Source organism: Palleronia salina (assembly GCF_900141995.1).
In the GTDB taxonomy this organism is placed as follows: Bacteria; Pseudomonadota; Alphaproteobacteria; order Rhodobacterales; family Rhodobacteraceae; genus Palleronia; species Palleronia salina.
This window is the reverse complement of record NZ_FQZA01000001.1, coordinates 96,137-115,453: the sequence shown is the minus strand read 5'-3', so window position 1 is coordinate 115,453 and position 19,317 is coordinate 96,137. Positions and strand designations below refer to the sequence as shown.

Annotated in this window: 21 protein-coding genes; 8 read left to right on the top strand and 13 right to left on the bottom strand. The window is 69.3% G+C overall.

Annotated elements, in window-relative coordinates; genetic code table 11:
• The 3 genes from BUB76_RS00600 to BUB76_RS00590 are packed head-to-tail and all read left to right on the top strand — an operon-like array spanning window position 1 to window position 1,632.
• Window positions 1–615, top strand: coding sequence for a LysE family translocator (locus BUB76_RS00600; protein ID WP_073125524.1), 615 nt, complete (start codon window positions 1–3; stop codon window positions 613–615).
• Between the two features lie 14 nt (window positions 616–629).
• Window positions 630–1,151 (top strand): xanthine phosphoribosyltransferase, encoded by a 522-nt coding sequence (gene gpt, locus BUB76_RS00595; RefSeq protein ID WP_073125521.1) that lies wholly within the window; start codon window positions 630–632, stop codon window positions 1,149–1,151.
• A gap of 4 nt (window positions 1,152–1,155) precedes the next feature.
• The gene (locus BUB76_RS00590; RefSeq protein WP_175550244.1) at window positions 1,156–1,632 is read left to right on the top strand and encodes a GNAT family N-acetyltransferase; all 477 of its coding nucleotides are present in this window, start codon (window positions 1,156–1,158) and stop codon (window positions 1,630–1,632) included.
• On the opposite strand, the gene BUB76_RS00585 is transcribed toward BUB76_RS00590, so the two are convergent.
• The 8 genes from BUB76_RS00585 to BUB76_RS00550 form a co-directional block, all read right to left on the bottom strand.
• Window positions 1,629–2,096, bottom strand: a complete 468-nt coding sequence (locus BUB76_RS00585) for a host attachment family protein (RefSeq protein ID WP_073125517.1) — start codon at window positions 2,094–2,096, stop codon at window positions 1,629–1,631. The two genes, BUB76_RS00590 and BUB76_RS00585, sit on opposite strands and share 4 nt — an antisense overlap.
• A gap of 1 nt (window position 2,097) precedes the next feature.
• Window positions 2,098–2,331, bottom strand: a complete 234-nt coding sequence (locus BUB76_RS00580; protein WP_073125513.1) for a hypothetical protein — start codon at window positions 2,329–2,331, stop codon at window positions 2,098–2,100.
• Window positions 2,332–2,390: 59 nt separating this feature from the next.
• A complete protein-coding gene (locus BUB76_RS00575; RefSeq protein WP_073125509.1) occupies window positions 2,391–2,699 on the bottom strand; it encodes a hypothetical protein in 309 nt (102 codons plus the stop codon).
• A 136-nt stretch (window positions 2,700–2,835) separates the two neighbouring features.
• Entirely contained in the window at window positions 2,836–3,435 is a 600-nt protein-coding gene (locus BUB76_RS00570) for a superoxide dismutase (protein WP_073125505.1), read from the bottom strand.
• A 99-nt stretch (window positions 3,436–3,534) separates the two neighbouring features.
• Window positions 3,535–4,119: a sarcosine oxidase subunit gamma gene (locus tag BUB76_RS00565; protein ID WP_073125501.1), complete on the bottom strand. Its 585-nt coding sequence runs from the start codon at window positions 4,117–4,119 to the stop codon at window positions 3,535–3,537.
• Window positions 4,112–7,099 (bottom strand): sarcosine oxidase subunit alpha family protein, encoded by a 2,988-nt coding sequence (locus BUB76_RS00560; protein ID WP_073125498.1) that lies wholly within the window; start codon window positions 7,097–7,099, stop codon window positions 4,112–4,114. Before BUB76_RS00560 ends, BUB76_RS00565 begins: the two co-directional genes overlap by 8 nt.
• A complete protein-coding gene (locus BUB76_RS00555) occupies window positions 7,096–7,434 on the bottom strand; it encodes a sarcosine oxidase subunit delta (RefSeq protein ID WP_073125493.1) in 339 nt (112 codons plus the stop codon). Before BUB76_RS00555 ends, BUB76_RS00560 begins: the two co-directional genes overlap by 4 nt.
• Before the next feature lie 61 nt (window positions 7,435–7,495).
• Entirely contained in the window at window positions 7,496–8,740 is a 1,245-nt protein-coding gene (locus BUB76_RS00550) for a sarcosine oxidase subunit beta family protein (protein ID WP_073125490.1), read from the bottom strand.
• A gap of 196 nt (window positions 8,741–8,936) precedes the next feature.
• Here BUB76_RS00550 and ccmI point away from each other — a divergent pair, with 196 nt between their 5' ends.
• The 5 genes from ccmI (at window position 8,937) to BUB76_RS00525 (ending at window position 12,379) form a co-directional block, all read left to right on the top strand.
• Window positions 8,937–10,154, top strand: coding sequence for a c-type cytochrome biogenesis protein CcmI (ccmI, locus tag BUB76_RS00545; RefSeq protein ID WP_073125487.1), 1,218 nt, complete (start codon window positions 8,937–8,939; stop codon window positions 10,152–10,154).
• Entirely contained in the window at window positions 10,151–10,627 is a 477-nt protein-coding gene (gene ruvX / locus BUB76_RS00540) for a Holliday junction resolvase RuvX (RefSeq protein ID WP_073125484.1), read from the top strand. The genes ccmI and ruvX overlap by 4 nt, the downstream gene beginning before the upstream one ends.
• Entirely contained in the window at window positions 10,624–10,860 is a 237-nt protein-coding gene (locus tag BUB76_RS00535) for a DUF1289 domain-containing protein (RefSeq protein ID WP_073125480.1), read from the top strand. The genes ruvX and BUB76_RS00535 overlap by 4 nt, the downstream gene beginning before the upstream one ends.
• 178 nt (window positions 10,861–11,038) lie before the next feature.
• Window positions 11,039–11,968 carry a class I fructose-bisphosphate aldolase gene (locus tag BUB76_RS00530; RefSeq protein WP_073125476.1) on the top strand — a complete coding sequence of 310 codons (930 nt, stop codon included), beginning with the start codon at window positions 11,039–11,041 and terminating at the stop codon, window positions 11,966–11,968.
• Window positions 11,969–12,076: 108 nt separating this feature from the next.
• Entirely contained in the window at window positions 12,077–12,379 is a 303-nt protein-coding gene (locus BUB76_RS00525; RefSeq protein ID WP_175550243.1) for an FtsB family cell division protein, read from the top strand.
• A 12-nt stretch (window positions 12,380–12,391) separates the two neighbouring features.
• On the opposite strand, the gene cysE is transcribed toward BUB76_RS00525, so the two are convergent.
• The 5 genes from cysE to BUB76_RS00500 form a co-directional block, all read right to left on the bottom strand.
• Window positions 12,392–13,198, bottom strand: a complete 807-nt coding sequence (cysE, locus tag BUB76_RS00520; RefSeq protein WP_073125473.1) for a serine O-acetyltransferase — start codon at window positions 13,196–13,198, stop codon at window positions 12,392–12,394.
• A 118-nt stretch (window positions 13,199–13,316) separates the two neighbouring features.
• Window positions 13,317–17,324, bottom strand: a complete 4,008-nt coding sequence (locus BUB76_RS00515; RefSeq protein ID WP_073125469.1) for a baseplate multidomain protein megatron — start codon at window positions 17,322–17,324, stop codon at window positions 13,317–13,319.
• Complete coding sequence (locus tag BUB76_RS00510; RefSeq protein ID WP_073125466.1) at window positions 17,324–17,761, bottom strand: C40 family peptidase; 438 nt, start codon at window positions 17,759–17,761, stop codon at window positions 17,324–17,326. Before BUB76_RS00510 ends, BUB76_RS00515 begins: the two co-directional genes overlap by 1 nt.
• A complete protein-coding gene (locus BUB76_RS00505) occupies window positions 17,758–18,633 on the bottom strand; it encodes a phage/gene transfer agent baseplate hub protein (RefSeq protein WP_073125462.1) in 876 nt (291 codons plus the stop codon). The genes BUB76_RS00510 and BUB76_RS00505 overlap by 4 nt, the downstream gene beginning before the upstream one ends.
• Window positions 18,630–19,262, bottom strand: coding sequence for a DUF2460 domain-containing protein (locus BUB76_RS00500; protein ID WP_073125458.1), 633 nt, complete (start codon window positions 19,260–19,262; stop codon window positions 18,630–18,632). Before BUB76_RS00500 ends, BUB76_RS00505 begins: the two co-directional genes overlap by 4 nt.
• Window positions 19,263–19,317: the final 55 nt, after the last annotated feature.

The window sequence follows — 19,317 nt, the reverse complement described above, 5'->3', positions numbered from 1 at the left end:
GTGTCCCTGCTCGCCTTCCTCGGGGTCGCGCTGGCGCATCTGCTGGCCGCGATCAGCCCCGGCCCGTCCTTCGTTCTGTCGTTGCGCACTGCCATCGGCGAGGGGTTTCGCCCCGCCGCCGGTCTGGCCCTGGGGTTCGGTATCGGCGCAATGCTCTGGGCGACGGCGGCGCTGGCGGGCCTTGCCCTGGTGTTCGAAATCCTGCCGCCCGTTTTCGTGGCGCTGAAGGTCCTGGGCGGGCTGTTCCTGGTCTGGCTTGGCATCACCATGTGGCGCCATGCCCCTGCCCCCATGCCCAAGGTCGACGCGGGCCAGGCCCCGCGCGGCACCCTTGCCGCCATCCGGCTGGGCGTGGCCGCGATGCTGGCCAATCCGAAACCGGCGATCTTCTTCGGGGCGGTTTTCGTGGGCCTCGTCCCCGCAACCGCCGGGGCGTTGGACAAGGCGCTGGTCCTTTTCAACATCCTGTGGGTCGAAACGGCCTGGTACCTGCTGGTCGCCTGGGCGTTTTCGCAGCCTCGGGCGCGCGCGGCCTATGGCCGGGCGAAAACGGCGCTCGACCGCGGCTTCGGTGGACTCCTCGCCGCGCTCGGGGCAAAAGTCGCGCTAAGCTGAGCAAGGGTGACGCAATGACCGAACGACTGCCCCACGAAAAGGGATTCCACGTGTCGTGGGACCAGATCCACCGCGACAGCCGGGCGCTGGCCTGGCGGCTGGACGGGGCCGGCCCCGACGGCAACGCGGGCGACAAGGGGGGCGGCTGGCGCGCCGTGGTGGCCATCACCCGCGGCGGCATGGCGCCCGCGATGATCGTCGCGCGCGAGCTGGACATCCGCACGGTCGATACGATCAGCGTGAAAAGCTACGATCACCAGACCCGCTCGAAAGCCCACGTGCTGAAGGCGCCGGACGCCGAGATGATGGGCGACGGCACCGGCATTCTGGTGGTCGACGACCTGGTGGATTCGGGCAAGACGCTGGAGCTGGTGCGCGAGATGTATCCCAAGGCCCATTTCGCCACCGTCTACGCCAAGCCCAAGGGCCGCCCGCAGGTGGACACCTACATCACCGAGGTGAGCCAGGACACCTGGATCTTCTTCCCGTGGGACATGGCGATGCAGTACGTCCCGCCCTATCGCGGCACCGACTGAGGCCTTGGCCACGCTGCGCGACGCGCGCGACGACGACGCCGACGCGATTGCGCGGCTCTGGCTTCAGGGCTGGATCGACGCGCATGTGGGGCTGGTCCCAAGGGCGCTCGAGGCGACGCGCACCCTGCCCGAGTTCCGCGCCCGCACCCGCGGCCTCATCCCGCTGACGCGGGTCGCCTGGCACGACGGAGCCGTGGCCGGCTTCACGATGGTGAAGGACGACGAGCTTTACCAGATGTACGTGGGCGGTGCCAGGCGCGGCACGGGCATCGCGCAGGACCTGATCTACGATGCCGAGGCGCGTATCGCGGCGACGGGTCACAACGCAGCGTGGCTGAACTGCGCCATCAGCAACGAACGCGCCGCGCGGTTCTATCGGAAATGTGGCTGGATGTACGAGGCCCGCGTGATCGACCATGTCGACACGTCCGCGGGCCCCTTCGCCATGGATCTGTGGCGGTTCGTGAAGCGGCTGGACTAGGCGTCCAGCTCGGCCTTCACGATCTTCTCGATATCGTCGAGCTGGTGGTTGGTCAGGTTCTTGTCGATCTCGGCAATCACCTTGCTCTTGACCTCCTTGTGCAGGTCTTCGCGCAGCTTGCCGAGCACGTTGGGCGCCGCGACCAGAACGATATCCTTGAACGCGCCCTTGTGCGCCCGCTTGTAGAGCATGTCGGACAGGTCCGCGGCAAAGCGCTCCTTCGCCAGCTCGTGCCAGTCGGTATCCTCGAAGGCCGAGCGCTGACCGCCATTGCCGTCACCCGCCATCCCGTCGGCCATGCGGCCGCGACGGTTGGCCGACTGTTCGCGGTCGGGCGGATTCTCCTGCTCTTCCTTAGTGAGGACAGTCAGGTAGGGATCATCGTGGTCGGTCTGGTTCTCGAGGATCAGCGCCTTCTCGCCGTCGGCGATCAGCACCCAGGTGCCCTTGGTCATCCGTGCCATGTCAGTCGTCCTCCCCGGTGCCGTGGTGACCGCCGAGATTGCCCTCGCCCTTCTCGTCGGACTTGGTGACGCGGGTCGCGCCCTCGCCGTGCTTCACGGTGTCTTCCAGGTCGCGGGTGCCCACCTTGCGCTCGAGCTCGCCATCTGCGCGGCCGGAATGCGACGGGGTCGCGGCATCGCCGGTGAATTCTTCGGTCTCGCTTGTGCCGTCCTTGGAACGGTGCCGTTCGGCCATATCGGACTCCTTTATTTGTTCAGTGTATCAACCCTGAACACGGGCCGGAGTTCCGTGGATCAGCCTTCGCTGCGGGCCTTGTCGATCAGCCATGCCAGCGCGTCCGGCGCGCCCACCCGCGCCCGTTGCGCGCCGACTTTCAGGACCAGTGGCGCGGCCTCCTCGACCCGCTCCCACAGCCAATCGGCGGCCTCCGTGCTGTCGGCCTCGGGGGTGAGGATCAGGCTGGCGGTCAGGCGGAAGGCACCCACGCCGTCCAGCGCGGTCTGCATGTCCACCGGCTGGAACGCCACGCCGCCCGGCGCACGCATGGGGGCGCGCAGCACGGCCATGGTCTCGGCGTCGATGGATTCGAAGACGATCAGCATGGGCGTGGCCCTAGCATGGCGCGGAAAGAATGGCGACCGGCGGCCATGGTATGCCAGAGGGCCCCAACAAAAAACGGCCGCACCTCCGTCGGGAGATGCGGCCGCTGTTTTCTCACACCGTGTCGGTGCGGGGTCGTCACATGCGCGAAGCGACGTTTTCCCAGTTCACCAGGTTGTCGAGGAAGTTCGACAGGTAGGCGGGGCGCTTGTTGCGGAAGTCGATGTAGTAGGAATGCTCCCACACGTCGCAGCCCAGCAGCGCGGTCTGGCCGAAGCAGACGGGGTTCACGCCGTTTTCGGTCTTGGTGACCTTAAGGCTGCCGTCGCTGTCCTTGACCAGCCAGGCCCAGCCCGAGCCGAACTGGCCGGCGCCGGCGGCGGCGAAGTCTTCCTTGAATTTCTCGACCGAACCGAAGCTGTCGGACAGGGCCTTCTCCAGCTCGCCCGGCATCTTGCTGTCATCGCCCGACATCATTTCCCAGAACTGGTTGTGGTTCCAGAGCTGGCTGATGTTGTTGAAGATGCCCGACTGCGCGGTTGCGCTGGGGTCGTAGGTGCCCTTGATGATCTCTTCCATCGACTTGCCGTCCCACTCGGTCCCGGCGATGGCCTTGTTGCCATTGTCGACATAGGCCTTGTGGTGGATGTCGTGGTGGTATTCCAGCGTCTCGCGGCTCATGCCCTTATCGGCCAGCGCGTCGTGGGAATAGGGAAGATCGGGAAGTTCGAAAGCCATATCGGTTCCTCCGTTTGCTGTTATTCGTGGCGGCTGTCGGGTGAGCGTGCGGCATCCTGCCGCGGCCCGGCGTCTCATCCGACCAACGACATAGCCCAATCAGGGTTCCGGGAAACCCTCGAAATACCCGACGCGCCCCGCCGGGTCGGCGGCGGTCTTCAGCAGGTCGAAGACGTAGCGCGCGACCGACCGGAAACAGACCAGATCCGCCGTCTGCGCGTCGCGCAGGAAGAAGGCGCCCGGCACCTGCGCCAGCCGCGTGCGCCGCGCCATTCCGACCGGCAGCCCGGCGGGCGAAACATCGGCGGGTGTCAGCTTGGCCAGCGTGTCGCGCAGGGCGGGTCCGGTCAGGCGGAACAGGCTGCGAGCGTCCGACATGTCGTGGACGAGCGCATGGATCCCGGCGAGCTTGCCCTGCAAATCCCGCGCCGCACCGGCCGCATCCGCGTAGGACAGCAGGATCAAAAGCTCGTCCGGCGACATCCAGACGGTCGTCACCTCGCCGCTCCAGGCCGCGTGGAGCGGCGCGGGGATGTCGTGGCCGGTCAGCGCGCTCACCGCGTCGCGCAGGGTCGCGTCGCCTAGGTCACCGCGCAGCGCGATCATGCCCTGCCCCGTCAGCTCGGCCACGCGGATCGCGCCGTCGAAACTTGCGCCGTCCAGCGCCGTGTGCACGTCAAACATCCTGTTTCTCTCCGTTCGGGTCGAAGAACACGGGCGAGCAGATCCGGGCGGGAACCTCGGACCCGTCGGTCATGGCGAAATTCACGACCTCGCCGATCCGGTCCGGCCCGCGTTCGACCAGCGCCATGGCGATGCCGCGGCCCAGCGTGGGCGAATGGTAGGACGACGTCACGCGGCCCTGCATGTTGCGCTGCCCGTTGGCGTTCGTGCCCTCGGCCACCGCGTAGGCGCCATCGGGAAGGACCGATCCGTCGAGCGTTTCCAGCCCCACCAGGCGCCAGCGGTCGTCCGCGGCCAGGAAGCTGCGCTGTTGCCCGCGCTTGCCGATGAAGTCGTCCTTCTTCTTCGAAATCGCCCAGTCCAGACCCAGGTCCTGCGGGATCACGGTGCCGTCGGTCTCGTCGCCGATCATGATGAAGCCCTTCTCGGCCCGCATGATGTGCAGCGCCTCGGTCCCGTAGGGCATGACGCCAAGCGCCTCGCCCGCCTCGACCAGCTTGTCCCAGAGCGCCCGGCCCCGGTTGGCGGGCACCGCCACCTCGAAGCTCAGCTCGCCCGAGAACGAGATGCGGAAGACCCGCGCCGGGATGCCGGCGATGGTGCCGTCCGCCCAGCCCATGAAGGGCAGCGCGTCCTTCGACAGGTCCATGCCGCCAAGGCTGTGCAGCAGGTCCCGCGCCTTGGGGCCCACCACCGCGATCTGGGCGAACTGCTCGGTCGCGTTCAGGGTGAAGACCTTCCAGTCCCACCACTCGGTCTGGAGCCATTCCTCCATGTGGGCATGGATGCGGTCGGCCCCGCCGGTGGTGGTGTGGCACAGGAACGTGTCCTCATCCAGCCGCGCGACCACGCCGTCATCCACCAGGAATCCGTTCTCGTTGCACATGAGGCCATAGCGGCATTTGCCCGGCTTCAGCGTGGACATCAGGTTGGTATAGAGCATGTCCACGAAGCGCGCCGCGTCGGGCCCCTTCACGATGATCTTGCCCAGGGTCGAGGCATCGAGCAGGCCCACGTTCTGCCGCGTGTTCGTCACCTCGCGCTGGACCGCGTCGTGCACGCTTTCGCCCGACCGGGGGAAGGCATAGGGACGGCGCCAGTGGCCCACCGGTTCCCACGTGGCGCCGTGCGCCTCGTGCCAGTCGTGCATCGGCGTGCGGCGCAGGGGCTGGAAGATCTCGCCACGGGCCTCGCCCGCGATCGACGCCATGGAGATCGGCGCGTAGGGCGGACGGAAGGTGGTGGTGCCGACGTTCGGGATCTCTTCACCCAATTCCTGAGCAAGAATGGCGAGGCCGTTGATATTGCTCAGCTTCCCCTGGTCCGTCGCCATGCCCAGCGTCGTGTAGCGCTTGGTATGCTCGACCGAGACGAAACCTTCCTGCGCGGCCAGTTGCACGTCGCTGACCTTCACGTCGTTCTGGAAGTCCAGGAACATCTTTGACCGCAGCTCGTAGGACGCGCGCGCGGGCATCATCCAACACGCGGCCAGCGGCGCCTCGGCCGCGACCTCGACGGCCGGCGCATCCGCCGACACGTCCAGCAGCGCCGCCAGGCGGGCGGTGGCCGAGCCGAGCGCGACATCGCCCTGCAACGTGCCCGCCGCCGCGCCCACGGCAGTGACGAAGGCGGTACCGTCGGCGCCGGTGGGCGCGCGGTCGGGATCGGGGGCGAAATGGGCCTGCGCGGCGTCCCAGGTGTTCTTGCCGCCGCAATGGGACCACAGGTGCGGGACCGGCGACCAGCCGCCGGACATGGCGACCGCGTCGCAGGCGACCTCTTCGGTCACGGCGCCCTCGCCGTCCTGGGCGCAGATCGCCACGCCCTCGACCCGCTTGCCGCCCTTGACCTTGGCGATGGCGGTCCCGGCATCGACCCGGACGCCGCGCGCGCGGACCTGCTCGGGCAGCGCGCCGGTCACCTCGGGCCGCGCATCCACGATCAGCGGCACCGACAGCCCCGCGTCCAGCACCGCCAGCGCGGTGCGGTAGGCGTCGTCGTTGTTCGTGGCGATGACCGTGCGCTTGCCCGGCGCGACGCCGTAATTCACCACGAAATCGCGCAGGGCCGAGGCCAGCATGACCCCCGGCACGTCGTTGCCCGCGAAGGGGATGGGCCGTTCGATGGCGCCGGTCGCGGTCACGATATGGCCGGCGCGGATCCGCCAGAGCCGCTGGCGCGGCCCTTCAGGCACGCCGTGCGAGAGCGTCTCGTGGGCCAGGAGGTAGCCGTGGTCGTAGACGCCGGCGCCCATGGTCTCGCGCCGCATCTGCACGTTTTCCATGGCCGCGAGATCGGCCACGGCCGCGTCGATCCAGGCCTGCGCCGGGCCGCCGTCGATCAGGTCGCCGTCGACCGGCGCGCGGCCGCCCCATTGCGCCGTCTGCTCCATCAGCAGGACGGTCTTGCCCGCGCGGCCCGCGATCAACGCCGCCTGCAGGCCCGCGATGCCGCCACCGACGATGGCGATATCCACGTTGACGTTGAAATGCTCGTAACGGTCCGGGTCCGGCCCCTCGGGCGGACGACCCAAGCCGGCGGATTGCCGGATCACCGGTTCGAACACATGCTTCCAGGCGGGGCGCGGGAACAGGAAGGTCTTGTAGTAGAACCCGGCGGGCAGGAAGCGCGACAGCCGCGCGTTGATGGCGCCCACGTCGAATTCGAGGCTGGGCCAGTGGTTCTGGCTTTGGGCCGTCAGCCCACCCGTGAGCGGTTGTTGCGTGGCGCGCTGGTTCGGCTCGAACCGCTCGCCCCGGCCCACGCCCATCAGCGCGTTGGGTTCCTCCGGTCCGGCGGCCATGACGCCGCGCGGGCGGTGATACTTGAACGACCGCCCCATGAGCATCTGGTCGTTGGCCAGCAGCGCCGAGGCCAGCGTGTCGCCCTTCACGCCCTTCAGGTGCCGCCCGTTGAAGCGGAAGGACACGGGCGTGGCGCGGTCGATCAGCCGGCCGCCGGTGGACAGTCGCAAGCTCATGCCGTCTCTCCGAAGTTGCGCCAGGACCAGCCGGGATGCACGGCGCTGATGGCGTCGCGGATCTGCTGCGGCGGCTCGGTCGTCTGGGCCTTGTAGGTGCCGAAGACCCGCAGCGTCGTGGTCGAGCGGGCGGCGTGGAACCACTTGCCGCAGCCGTGGGAATGGCGCCAGCGCTCGAAATGCACGCCGCGCGGGTTCTCGCGCAGGAACAGGTATTGCTCGAACGTGTCCGCGTCGCTGCCGGGGCCGTGGCGGGTCAGGTGTGCCTCGCCGCCAGCGGTGAGCTCGGTCTCGTCACACTGGACGCCGCAATAGGGGCATTGGAGGGTCAGCATGGGATCAGGTCTCCGGCAGTCCGGGTGGGCGTAAATCGGGTCTCGACGGGCGGAACATGTATCAATGCGCCACCCCCGCCGCGACGCTTTCGTCGATGAAGCGGCCCTCGCGGAAGCGTTCCAGCCCGAAGGCGTCGGTCAGGGGCGAATGGCCCTTGGCCATCAGCTCGGCCATGGCCCAGCCCGAGCCGGGCGTCGCCTTGAAGCCGCCGGTGCCCCAGCCGCAGTTTATGAAGCAGCCGTCCAGCGGCGTCTTCGACAGGATGGGCGAGCGGTCGCCGGTCACGTCCACGACCCCGCCCCATTGCCGCAGCATCTTGAGGCGCGAGATCATCGGGAAGGTCTCGACCAGCGCGCGCACGGTCTCCTCGATATGGTGGAAGGATCCCCGCTGGGTGTAGTTGTTGTAGCCGTCGGTGCCGCCGCCGATCACCATCTCGCCCTTGTCGGACTGGCTCATGTAGCCGTGAACGGTGTTGGCCATCACCACCACGTCCATGCAGGGCTTGATCGGCTCGGAGACCAGCGCCTGCAGGGCGACGGATTCGATGGGCAGGCGGAAGCCCGCCATCTCGGCCAGCGCGCCGGAATGGCCGGCGACGACGATGCCCATCTTCTTGCAGCCGATATCGCCGCGATTGGTGGTGACGCCGGTGACGCGGCCGTCCTGCGACGTGATGCCGGTCACCTCGCATTTCTGGATGATGTGCATGCCCATGGCGCTGCACGCCCGGGCATAGCCCCAGGCCACCGCGTCGTGGCGGGCGGTGCCCGCGCGGGCCTGCCACAGCGCGCCCAGCACCGGGTAGCGCGGCCCGTCGATATTCATGATCGGGCACAGCTCTTTCACGCGCTTGGCGTCGATCCATTCGGTGGTCACGCCCTGCAGCGCGTTGGCGTGGGCCGTGCGCTTGTAGCCGCGGACCTCGTGCTCGGTCTGGGCCAGCATCATGACGCCACGGGGGCTGAACATGACGTTGTAGTTCAGGTCCTGGCTCATGGTCTCGTAGAGACTGCGCGATTTCTCGTACAGCGCGGCCGACGGATCCTGCAGGTAGTTCGAGCGAATGATCGTGGTGTTCCGCCCGGTATTGCCGCCGCCCAGCCAGCCCTTTTCCAGCACGGCCACGTTGGTGATGCCGTGGTTCTTGCCCAGGTGATAGGCCGTGGCGAGACCATGACCGCCGCCGCCCACGATGATGACATCGTAGCTCTTGCGCGGCTCGGGACTCTCCCAGGCGCGGTCCCAGCCCTTGTGCTGGCGAAACGCTTCGCGGGCGATGGCGAAGGCGGAATAACGTGTCATGGTGCGCACACCTTTGGGCTGGGGTCTGGCCCGCTATAGGACGGGCTTCGGGCCTTGTGCGGCAACCCAGCGGCACCTGCAATTCCATTTGCGACATGGCCCTCGCGACGCCGTGACGCGGGCCGGTGCGATCCGGGTTTTACCGGCGCGTGCGATTGGCTATGGAGACGCGGCAAGAAAGGTTCGAAGGAATTCCGTGACGCTGTTCTGGCTCATAACGGGCGCGCTGGTGGTGCTGACGCTGCTGCCGGTGGTCATGGCGCTGCTGCGGGGCGGCGGCGATGGCCGCGGCACGGACCTGGCCATCTATCGCGATCAGCTGGCCGAGGTCGAGCGCGACCTGGAGCGCGGCCTGCTGAGCGAGGACGAGGCCGCGCGCACCCGTATCGAGGTGCAGCGCCGGATGCTGGATGCCGACCGGCGCGAGCGGGGCGTGGTGTCGCGCCTGCCGCGCGGCACGGCGCTGGTCTTCGGCGGGGTGATCGCGCTGTCGGCCGCGGCGGGGACCTTCGCGCTTTATTCCCTGCTGGGCGCGCCCGGCTATCCCGACCTGCCGCTGGCCGAGCGTATCGCGCAGGCCGATGCCGCGCGCGACCGCCGCCCCAGCCAGGCCGAGGCCGAGGCGCAGGCCGCCCCCATGATGCCCGAGCCGCCCGAGCTCGACCCCGATTTCGACCGGCTGCTGACCCAGCTGCGCCAGGTGATGGACGAACGCCCCGACGACCTGCAGGGCTATCGCCTGCTGGCCCGGAACGAGGCCGCGATCGGCAATTTCCCGGCCGCCCGTGCCGCGCAGGAACGGCTGGTCGAATTGCTGGGACCGGACGTCACCGCCGAGGACCTGGCCATGTGGGGCGAGCTGATGGTGCTGTCGGCCGGCGGCTTCGTCAGCTCCGAGGCCGAGGCTGTGCTCGACCGGGCGCTGGCCGCCGACCCGCGCAACGGACGGGCGGCCTATTACAAGGGGCTCGCGCTGGCGCAGATCGGCCGGCCCGACCAGGCCTTCGCCATCTGGCGCGGCCTGCTGGAACGCGGACCGGAAGAGGCGCCCTGGATCGAACCCATCCGCGGCCAGATCGGCCAGGTCGCGGCCGCCGCCGGCATCCGCTACGACGCGCCCGCCCCCGCCGCCCCGCGCGGGCCCACCGCCGCCGACATGGAAGCCGCGGCCGACATGTCGCCCGAGGACCGGCAGGCGATGATCGGCAACATGGTCTCGGGCCTGTCGCAACGGCTGGCGACCGAGGGCGGACCGTCCTCGGACTGGGCGCGGCTGATCGTGGCGCTGTCGGTGCTGGGGCAGACCGACCGGGCGCAAGCGATCCTGGACGAGGCACGCGGCGTCTTCGCTGGCAGCCAGCCGGATCTCGACGCCATCGCCGCGGCGGCGGACCGGGCGGGGCTGTCCGAATGATCCACGACGCGATCGAGAATTTTGCCGCCGCCCTGCCGCCGCGGCGCGCGCTGGCGGGCCTGGACCTGGGCACCGCGACGCTGGGCGTGGCGGTGTCCGACGGGCTGCTGTCGGTGGCGACCCCGCTGCAGACGATCAAGCGCACCAAGTTCACCAAGGATGCCGACGCGCTGCTGGCGATCCTCGACGCGCGCGAGATCGGCGGCATCATCCTGGGCCTGCCGCGCAACATGGATGGCAGCGAGGGCCCCCGCGCCCAGTCGACCCGCGCTTTCGCCCGGAACCTGTCGAACCGCACCGACCTGCCCATCACCTTCTGGGACGAACGGCTTTCCACGGTCGCCGCCGAGCGCGCGCTGCTGGAAGCCGACACGTCCCGCCGCCGCCGCGCCGAGGTCATCGACCACGTGGCGGCGAGCTTCATCCTGCAAGGCGCGCTCGACCGGCTGCGCCACCTGAGAGACACGCCATGAAAGACGACATCCCGCGCCTGCGCAGCGGCATCGAAAGCCCCTGCATCAATATCTGCGTCATCCACCCGGCCGAGCGGATCTGCACCGGCTGCCTGCGCACCATCGACGAAATCGCGCAGTGGTCGCGCATGACCGATGCCGAGCGGCGCACGGTCATGGCCGAACTGCCCGACCGGGCCCTGCGCCTGAAGAAGCGTCGCGGCGGCCGCGCGGCGCGGATGGGCCAGCGCTGAACCCGGGCCGCGCGGGGGCTCTACCCTGCCCGCCCGCCCGCGGCTGGCCGAAAAAGGTATTTCGGGAAAGATGAAGATCGGCCCTACGCGGTTAATTCGCGCCTGTTAGCGTGCTGCAGTTGCCGTCCCCGACCGCTGGCCCTACTCCTATGCGCGACATCCAATCAGGGAGACGGCCATGAAGGCATCGCGCAAAGTCCAGAAGATCCTGTCCAACTACGAGGGCGAAAGCCCGGGCGTGAAGGGCAACCTCTGCCGCATGCTGATGGAGGGGCGCCTGAAGGGCACCGGCAAGATGATCATCCTGCCCGTGGACCAGGGGTTCGAGCACGGACCCGCACGCACCTATGGCCCCAACGCGCCGGCCTATGACCCGCATTACCACTACCAGCTGGCCATCGACGCGGGTCTGAACGCCTTCGCCGCGCCGCTGGGCATGCTCGAGGCGGGCGCCGACACCTTCGCGGGCCAGATCCCGACCATCCTGAAGATGAACTCGGCCAACTCGCTGATGTCGGGAACGGCCGGCAAGGACCAGGCGGTCACCGCCTCGGTCGATGACGCGCTGCGGCTGGGCTGCGCCGCCATCGGGTTCACCATCTATCCCGGCTCGGACGCGCAGCTGGGCATGTACGAGGAAATCGTCGAGCTGCGGCGCGAGGCCGCCAGCGTCGGCATCCCCACCGTGATCTGGTCCTACCCGCGCGGAGAGGCGATCAGCAAGGACGGCGAGACGGCGGTGGACGTGGCCGCCTACGCCGCGCAGATCGCGGCGCTGATCGGCGCGCATATCATCAAGATCAAGCTGAGCACCGATCACCTTGAGGTGCCCGAGGCCAAGAAGGTGTTCGAGGAGCAGAACATCGACATCTCGACCCAGGCCGCGCGCGTGGCCGAATGCATGCGATCGGCCTTCGACGGGCGCCGGATCGTGGTGTTCTCGGGCGGCGCCAAGAAGGGCGAGGACGCGGTCTACGACGACGCGCGGGCCATCCGCGACGGCGGCGGCAACGGCTCGATCATCGGGCGCAACAGCTTCCAGCGCGAGAAATCCGAGGCGCTGGCGATGTTCGACAAGCTGGTCGATATCTACAAGAACAACGCCTGATACATCCCTGCATCGCGGCCCCGATATGGGATTCACAGGGGCCGCGATCTGTGCTTATGTTTCGCCCAAGGCGTCGCGGCAAGACGGCGCCACTGCATGAGGCGACCGATGGCACATCCCCGCAAGCAGCCCGCGCTGGGCCTTCTGATCTATTTTATGCTGACCTTCGTGCTGGGGTTGTATTTCGCCTTCGCGTCGGTGCAGGGCGATTTCGGGCTGCTGCGCCGGATGGAGATCCAGGCCGAGCGCAACCAGCTTGAAACCGACTACGCTCAGCTGCGCGCGCAGGTTGCCGAGATGCGCAACAAGACGCGGCGCCTGTCCGACCGCTACCTCGACCTAGACCTGCTGGACGAACGTGCCCGCGACGTGCTGGGCATGGTGCGCAACGACGAGATCATCCTGCGCTGAGCGCGGGCGGGCTCAGCCGCCCGCGAACAGGTGATCCATCACCACCGACGGCTGGGCGCAACCGGCCTCGCCCACGATGCGCGCGGGTACGCCCGCCACGGTCTTCATCGGCGGAACCTCTTCCAGCACGACAGACCCCGCCGCGATGCGCGAGCAGTGGCCGACCTTGATGTTGCCGAGGACCTTGGCCCCCGCACCGATCAGCACGCCGTCGCCGATCTTGGGGTGACGGTCTTCCTCTTCCTTGCCGGTCCCGCCCAGGGTCACGGAGTGGAGCATCGAGACGTTGTCGCCCACGGTCGCCGTCTCGCCGATCACGATGGAATGGGCGTGGTCGATCATGATGCCCTTGCCCATGCGGGCCGCCGGGTGGATGTCGACGCCGAAGACCTCGGACACGCGCATCTGCAGGAAGTAGGCCAGGTCGCGACGCCCTTCTTTCCATAGCCAGTGGGCCACGCGGTGGGCCTGCACGGCCTGGTAGCCCTTGAAGTACAGGATGGGCTGCAGGAAGCGGTGGCAGGTCGGGTCGCGCTCGTAGGTGGCGACCAGGTCGGCGCGCCCGGCCTCGGACAGGCCCGGGTCCGAGGCATAGGCCTCGTCCGCGATCTCGCGCAGGATCTGCTCGGACATCTCGCCGGAGCTGAGCTTGAGCGACATGCGGAAGCTCAGCGCCGAGGCGATGGACTTGTGGTGCAGGATCGACGAGTGGAACAGGCCCCCGAGAACCGGCTCGTCCGCCGTGGCGGCCTCGGCTTCCGAGCGTATGCGTTCCCACACGGGGTCGATGGCGGTGATCGGGTTCGGTTTCAGGCTCATGCCGGGCCTTCCTTCGCAGCGGACGGTTCCATGCATATAGGAAGGCGGGCGCCGCGGGAAAATGATTTCTCGCGACGCGCCCGATCAAGGCACGCGATGGTTACCGCGCACTGGGTCTTCAGCCGGAGATGTCTAGCGCCGCGAAAGGCCCCGCCCCCCAGGCGCGCGACAGTTGTGCAACGCGGATCTGAGCGCGGCCGGGCCCGGCATCGGCGGCCCGCTCGGCGGCGCCGTAGGTCCAGCCAGGTGACGCTGTCTCGACGCGCCGCAGCACCGCGCCGTCGCGCAGGATTTCGACGGTGTAGGCTTCAGTCTCCTCGCCCAGCGGCACGTCGATGCCCTGCCAGCTGTCGCCGTCGATCCGCGTGCGCCGGGTCCAACTGATGTCGAGGTCGCCGTCCCGCTCGTGAAGGCGCAGGTGAACCGGGCTGAGCGGCCGCAACCCGATGCCCGAGAACGCACGGTTGGCCTGCCGGTAGCTGGGGTGGTCCAGAGGCCGCTCCACGGGACCCGCCCGGTAGTATTTGGGCAGACCGCGGTCCGACAGGGGAAGGTCCAGCTGCACCATCCGCGCGTTAAGCATCACCACCGCGCTGCCGGCGGGCCAGACCGGCGGCGTCACCGCGTCGGTGCCCCGCTGACCGCGCAGCCGGAACGACAGGTCCCACGTGCCCGGGCCGACCAACGTGGCGTCGCGGAATTGCAGGATCTCCCACAGGTCATCGTCGCCAGTCCCGATGGCCATGGCGTTCGCGCCGTTGAGAAACGCCTGCGGTGTGGCGCTGGACAGCTGCCCCCGCACCAGCCGCACGCGCAGCGCGGGGCCGCGGTCGGGCCGGCCCGATGGCGCCCGGGCGAGGTCGGTTTCGGTGACGCCCACCGTGGCGGGTTGTTCGACCGTGGTGTTCAGCCTGTAGCCCGTCTCCTCGCGCGAGGAATAGACGGCCAGCCCCTGCCCCCACGGCGCGGCGCTGGCGGCCAGCCATGGCGCGTGGGGCACGCTGTCTTCCTTCAGCAGCGGCAGGTCCAGCATCAGCAACACGGGCGGCGGCGGCGCGCGGTAGGGGCTGACCGTGACGGGCCCATCGACGATGTCGGAGGGCGCGTAGATCTCGGGCTCGACCCGGACGGCCTGTAGCAGTTGCAGGCCAGACTGCTCGACCCGGTCGATGCGATACTGCCCACCGGCCGTGGCGATGACGTCGCCCGCCCCGAGATCCAGCCGCGAGGGCGGCAAGGCCAGGCGCAGCCGGTCGCGGCCCACCCGCGCCTCGGCCAGCCAGCGTTCGGTGATGGCGCGCCCCTCTGCGCGGCTCAGCAGCAGGGGAAGTTCCGTCTGCGCCGTGCCGTGGCTGCGCGTGTCGGGAAAGACGGCCTCCGCCGTGGCGGCGTCGAAATCGCCGTCCGCCCCCACGAAGAGCAGCTTCAGCCGGCCGACACGCTCGGGCTCGGGCGCGCGCAGGGCCAGGATGTCGCCGGGCAATTCGGGCGTGACGGCGACCTCCTCCGCGGTCACGGTGGCCGTGGCGCTGCCCGTTCGGGTGCGGAACCGCAGCGCGCCGCCCCGCTCGATGGCGTCGAACCCGTAGGCGAGCATCGGCGGCTGCAGGGCCGACCGCGCGTCCGAGATGTCGGAGACGATGTATCCGCGCAGCACCCCTTGCAGCGCGGTGGTATCCAGGCGGTCCAGACCCGCCCGCGCGCAGATCTCGGTCACGACAGACGCGATCGTGCGGTTGCTGGACCGGCCGGTGATCCAGTGGCCCCGGTCATAGTTGGCCGCATCGGCCCACAGCGCCGCGTCGCCGGGAAAGGCCGGGAAGGGCCGCGCATCCCAGGCCCAGACATGGGCCCGCGACATGTCGACCATCGGCCCGCCGTAGAAGGGCGACACCGGGTTGTTCGCAGGGTCTTCCCAGAACGTGTGCATGGCGCGCAGGTACTGCACCTGGATGAAGTCATCGCGCTGCCCGTTCGAGAAATGCGGCAGGGCCGACTCGGACGATTTCGGGTCGAGGAACTTGTTGGGCTGGTTGGTGCCCTTGTCGATCGCCGCGCAACCCAGTTCGGTGAACCAGATGGGTTTGCTGCGGGCCACCCAGGCGGTCGGGGCCACCTGGCGCACACCGCCGATCCGTTCGTGATGCGACAGGCCCCACCAGTTCGCCAGGTCCTTGTAGCGGTAGACCCAGGGCTCGCCGAAGGTGCCGTCGGTGATCGGCGTGCGCTCCCGCGCGGCGCGCGCGTCGTCCGAGGCGTAGAACCAGTCGTAGCCCTCGCCGCCCTGCACGTTGGCCATGAGGTAGTCGACGTTGTAGATCGACCCGGCCGCCGCGTCGGCCTCACCCTCGGTGCCGCGCCAATCCGACAGCGGCATGTAGTTGTCGATGCCGATGAAATCGATGTCGTCGCTGGCCCAGAGCGGATCGAGGTGGAAATACACGTCGCCCGATCCGTCCTGCGGCTGGTACCCGAAATACTCGGACCAGTCGGCGGCATAGCTGATCTTGCAATCGGGCCCCAGGATCGCCCGCACGTCCGCCGCCAGCCGGATCAACTCGGCAACGGCGGGAAATCCGGCGGCGCCGCGGATCTGGGTCACCCCCCGCATCTCGGACCCGATGCAGAACGCGTCCACGCCGCCGGCCCGCACGCACAGATGCGCGTAGTGCAGGATGAAGCGGCGATAGCCCCAGGCATCCGGATCGGGCCCGAGATATTGGATCGGGTCGGCCTGCGGGTCGTCGGCCGGTTCCCCCTGGGCATAGGGATTGATCGGGACGAAGCCGCCGTCGAGCGGCGCGGTGGCGGCGGCCTCGGACGTCTGGTGGCCCCCGATCGAGAAATCCGAGGCTTCGGCCGTTCCGAAGAACGCGGCCACCGCGTCATCGGCGGCGGCGCTGCCATTGGGGCTGCCCGCCTGCCCGGGGGCCAGCGGCAGAGTGATGCGGCCTCGCCAGGGCAAGGCAGGCTGCTCGGCGGCCCCGTAGGGATCGGGCAGGCCGTTACCCTCGTCCTGGTCCATCAGGATGAAGGGATAGAAGGTCACCGCCTGCCTCGCCGCCCGCAGGGCGCGGATCGCCTCGATCACCGAGGCGTCGGCGGGCGTGCCGCCGTAGATCGCCTGCCCGTCGCGCCGGGCCAACACCTCCGCGTCGGACCGGCCGATGCCACCGGCGCGCCAGGCCAGCTCCTGCCCGTCCGCGGCGGCCTGGTCGACCTTGGGCCGGACCTCGCACCGATCGCAGCGCAGGTCGTTGCCGAACCACGACACCACCAGCGACGTGGCCGCGCAGCGCGGCAGCTCGCCCGTCAGCGCATCCAGCGAGGCGGCGAAATCGGTCTGTCCGGTGGGGGTGTTGACGTTGGCGTATCGGCTGGTGCCCGGATCGTTGCCGATCCGCACCGGCGTGGTGGCCAGCGCGTATTCCCCGGTGCCGGGCATTATCGCCACGGCGCGGACATGGCTGCTGAGGTCGCGGCGCGGGCCGTCGGCGTCCGCCTGCTCGGGGCGGATGACCTCGAAGCTGAACTGCGGGATGCGGTTGCCGAAGCGGCCCAGGGCCAGGTCCTCGATCACCACGTAGGCAAGGCCGCGATAGGCCGGCACGACATCCGGACCCAGCTCGGCCTGCATGCGGGGATCGGGCTGTTGGTCGGCGCCACCATCGTAGACCCGCATGGTCAGGCTGCCGGGCTCGATCTCCTGCCCGTCGGCCCAGATCCGCCCGACGCGCCCGATCACGCCCTCGCACAGGCCCAGGGCCAGCGACACGCTGTAGCTGTATTCGCGGACCTCGGGAGCCTTCGGCGCGCCCTTGCCGCCGCCGCCCGACACGTTCACGTCCTCGACGAAGTCCGAGCACCAGATCACCTGCCCGCCCACGCGCATCCGGCCGAAGACGCGGGGAATCGCGCTGCCGGACCCGGCGCCGGTCAGGCGGAGTCGGTCCACGCGCCCGGTCTCGACCGGCTCGCTGCCGCCGCCCAGGATCGACTGGTCGATGACCCGGCCCAGCGTGGCGCCCACCGCGCGGCCGATCACGACCGAGCTCAGGCCCAGCACGCCGCCGCCCAGCGACGCCCCGGCCGCCGCGCCCACCGCGGAAAGAACGATCGTCGCCATCAGGTGTCTCCTTCGGGAAAGGTGAAGCGCGCCACGACACGTCGACGCCACGGCGCGCTCAGCGCATTCTCGACCACCGCGTGGCCGGCAAAGGCATGGATGAAGGTCGGCGCCGCGCCGCCCTGCCCCACGATGCCCAGGTGCTTGGCCACGGCGCCGTCGCGCATGCGAAACAATAGGACTTGCCCCGGCGCCGGCGGTCCGGGCGGCGCATCCCGCAGATGGCGACGCGCCGCACGCCACAGATCCTCGCTGCGCTGCGGCTCGGACCAGTCGGCGGTATAGGGCGGCGGGACCAGCGGTTCGGCCCCGATCACGTCACGCCAGACCCCGCGGATGAGGCCGAGGCAGTCGGTGCCAGCCCCGCGGGTGCTGGCCTGGTGGATGTAAGGTGTCCCGATCCAGGCTCGGGCGGCCGCGACGATGGGCGCGCTCATGGGGATGTTCCTCCGCCACGCCGCGGATACGCCATCAGCCAATCCTCGCCGGGCAGGTGCGGGAAGCCCTGGAAGTTCACCAGGTTGTTGAATTTCACGCGGCAGGTCTCGGCTCGCTTGTCGCAGCCCGCCTCGAGCCGCACGCTGTCGCCGGGGGCGAGGCCCGGACCGATGCTGTCCCACAGCTCGATCTCGCGGCCCCTATCGGTGACGCTGTCGCGCTTCACGATGCGCACCGCGCCCGACGCCGCGCCGGAGAGCACCACCAGCCGCCCCCGCTCGAAGAAGCGCGGCGCGAAGCCGTCGAGATCGCCGGGACCAAGCAGCCGGCCGTTCGTGATCGTTTCGACGGTCGCCGCCACGGCCAGCCCCAGCGCGTCGAGATCCACCCGGCAGGTGGCGTCCCCCAGGACCGCCGGGCACGGCGCCTGGTAGGTGCGCCCCTGCGGCTGGTTCAGCGCCTCGGTCAGTCCGCGCAACTCGGCGCGGAAGGCGCCGCCCGACCGCTCGATCTCGCCCAATGTCCCGGCAAAGACGACCTGCCGCGCGCCGGTATCCGTCCAGTCCACCAGCCAGGCCTCCACCTCGGCCCCGTCGAACCGGCCCGCGAGGATATCCGCCGCGGTCACGCCCGCGTCGCTCAGAACACCGACCGCTTCGGAGTTGTCCACCGACAGCCCGGTGCTGTGCTCGAACGCGCGCGCCGACAGCCCGTCCGACGCCGCGAAGTCGGTTCCGTCGAAGGTCAGCGGCAGGTCATGGTCGGTGAAACCGAAGACCCGCCCGTCGCGGCGGATCACGCGCCAGCAGCGGCAGACGGTGCTGGCCCCGCCACGCAGGCTGGTTAGCAGATCGGGATTGAAGCCACTCATTGGCGCACCTCGATGACGGGAATATCCGGGATCTCTCCCGCCTCGAATGTCGCGACCGAGGTAACGATGCGGTCGGTATCGAAGCGTGCAGGCACGTCGAATGCGAAGCCGGCGGTGATCAGCGCGCCGGCGGGCGGCACGTCAAACAGGGTCACTGTGCCCGTCAGCGCGTCGAGCTCGAAATCGACGCCCTCGCGCAGCGGGTCGTGTTCCATTCCGACGGTCACGGTCCCCGGCACCGGCTTGGTGATCGGCCGGCGATAGGCCGCATCGCCCGCGCCGTACACCTTGCTCAGCTGAAAGACATTGCCCGCGCCATCGGCCACCGCCAGGTCCTGGTCCAGGTAATCGGGATCCTTCGAGGCCGGGCAGGACTTGAAGTCCGCCCAGTCCTTCCAGCGGAACGCCCTCAGCGGCCCGCGCCGCGCCTCGAAGAACGCAACGACCTCCTGCACGTCGTCCAGGGATCGCAGCCCGAGCCCTGCGTCATAGCGCCGGCGCGAATGGATCCACGGCGTGTTGCGTTCCTCGTGACCGTTGGCCAGCGTTGCGATCTCGGTGCGCCGCTCGGGGCCACACAAGGCGCCGAAGCTCAGCGAGACGGGAAATCGGACATCGTCGAAGGCCATGGGATCCTCTCATGCGGTCAGGTCGGACGGGATGTGCGCAGGGTGCACGGGGCCG

Excerpts from the sequence above, each read along its gene's own strand:
- BUB76_RS00535 (WP_073125480.1), top strand. The coding sequence starts at position 10,624 with ATGAAAGACGACATCCCGCGCCTGCGCAGCGGCATCGAAAGCCCCTGC.
- BUB76_RS00585 (WP_073125517.1), bottom strand. The coding sequence starts at position 2,096 with ATGGCACGGATGACCAAGGGCACCTGGGTGCTGATCGCCGACGGCGAG.
- BUB76_RS00550 (WP_073125490.1), bottom strand. The coding sequence starts at position 8,740 with ATGACACGTTATTCCGCCTTCGCCATCGCCCGCGAAGCGTTTCGCCAG.
- BUB76_RS00525 (WP_175550243.1), top strand. The coding sequence starts at position 12,077 with ATGGCACATCCCCGCAAGCAGCCCGCGCTGGGCCTTCTGATCTATTTT.
- gpt (WP_073125521.1), top strand. The coding sequence starts at position 630 with ATGACCGAACGACTGCCCCACGAAAAGGGATTCCACGTGTCGTGGGAC.
- cysE (WP_073125473.1), bottom strand. The coding sequence starts at position 13,198 with ATGAGCCTGAAACCGAACCCGATCACCGCCATCGACCCCGTGTGGGAA.
- BUB76_RS00500 (WP_073125458.1), bottom strand. The coding sequence starts at position 19,262 with ATGGCCTTCGACGATGTCCGATTTCCCGTCTCGCTGAGCTTCGGCGCC.
- BUB76_RS00530 (WP_073125476.1), top strand. The coding sequence starts at position 11,039 with ATGAAGGCATCGCGCAAAGTCCAGAAGATCCTGTCCAACTACGAGGGC.
- BUB76_RS00515 (WP_073125469.1), bottom strand. The coding sequence starts at position 17,324 with ATGGCGACGATCGTTCTTTCCGCGGTGGGCGCGGCGGCCGGGGCGTCG.
- BUB76_RS00570 (WP_073125505.1), bottom strand. The coding sequence starts at position 3,435 with ATGGCTTTCGAACTTCCCGATCTTCCCTATTCCCACGACGCGCTGGCC.
- BUB76_RS00555 (WP_073125493.1), bottom strand. The coding sequence starts at position 7,434 with ATGCTGACCCTCCAATGCCCCTATTGCGGCGTCCAGTGTGACGAGACC.
- BUB76_RS00575 (WP_073125509.1), bottom strand. The coding sequence starts at position 2,699 with ATGCTGATCGTCTTCGAATCCATCGACGCCGAGACCATGGCCGTGCTG.
- BUB76_RS00560 (WP_073125498.1), bottom strand. The coding sequence starts at position 7,099 with ATGAGCTTGCGACTGTCCACCGGCGGCCGGCTGATCGACCGCGCCACG.
- BUB76_RS00505 (WP_073125462.1), bottom strand. The coding sequence starts at position 18,633 with ATGAGTGGCTTCAATCCCGATCTGCTAACCAGCCTGCGTGGCGGGGCC.
- BUB76_RS00580 (WP_073125513.1), bottom strand. The coding sequence starts at position 2,331 with ATGGCCGAACGGCACCGTTCCAAGGACGGCACAAGCGAGACCGAAGAA.
- ruvX (WP_073125484.1), top strand. The coding sequence starts at position 10,151 with ATGATCCACGACGCGATCGAGAATTTTGCCGCCGCCCTGCCGCCGCGG.
- BUB76_RS00510 (WP_073125466.1), bottom strand. The coding sequence starts at position 17,761 with ATGAGCGCGCCCATCGTCGCGGCCGCCCGAGCCTGGATCGGGACACCT.
- BUB76_RS00565 (WP_073125501.1), bottom strand. The coding sequence starts at position 4,119 with ATGTTTGACGTGCACACGGCGCTGGACGGCGCAAGTTTCGACGGCGCG.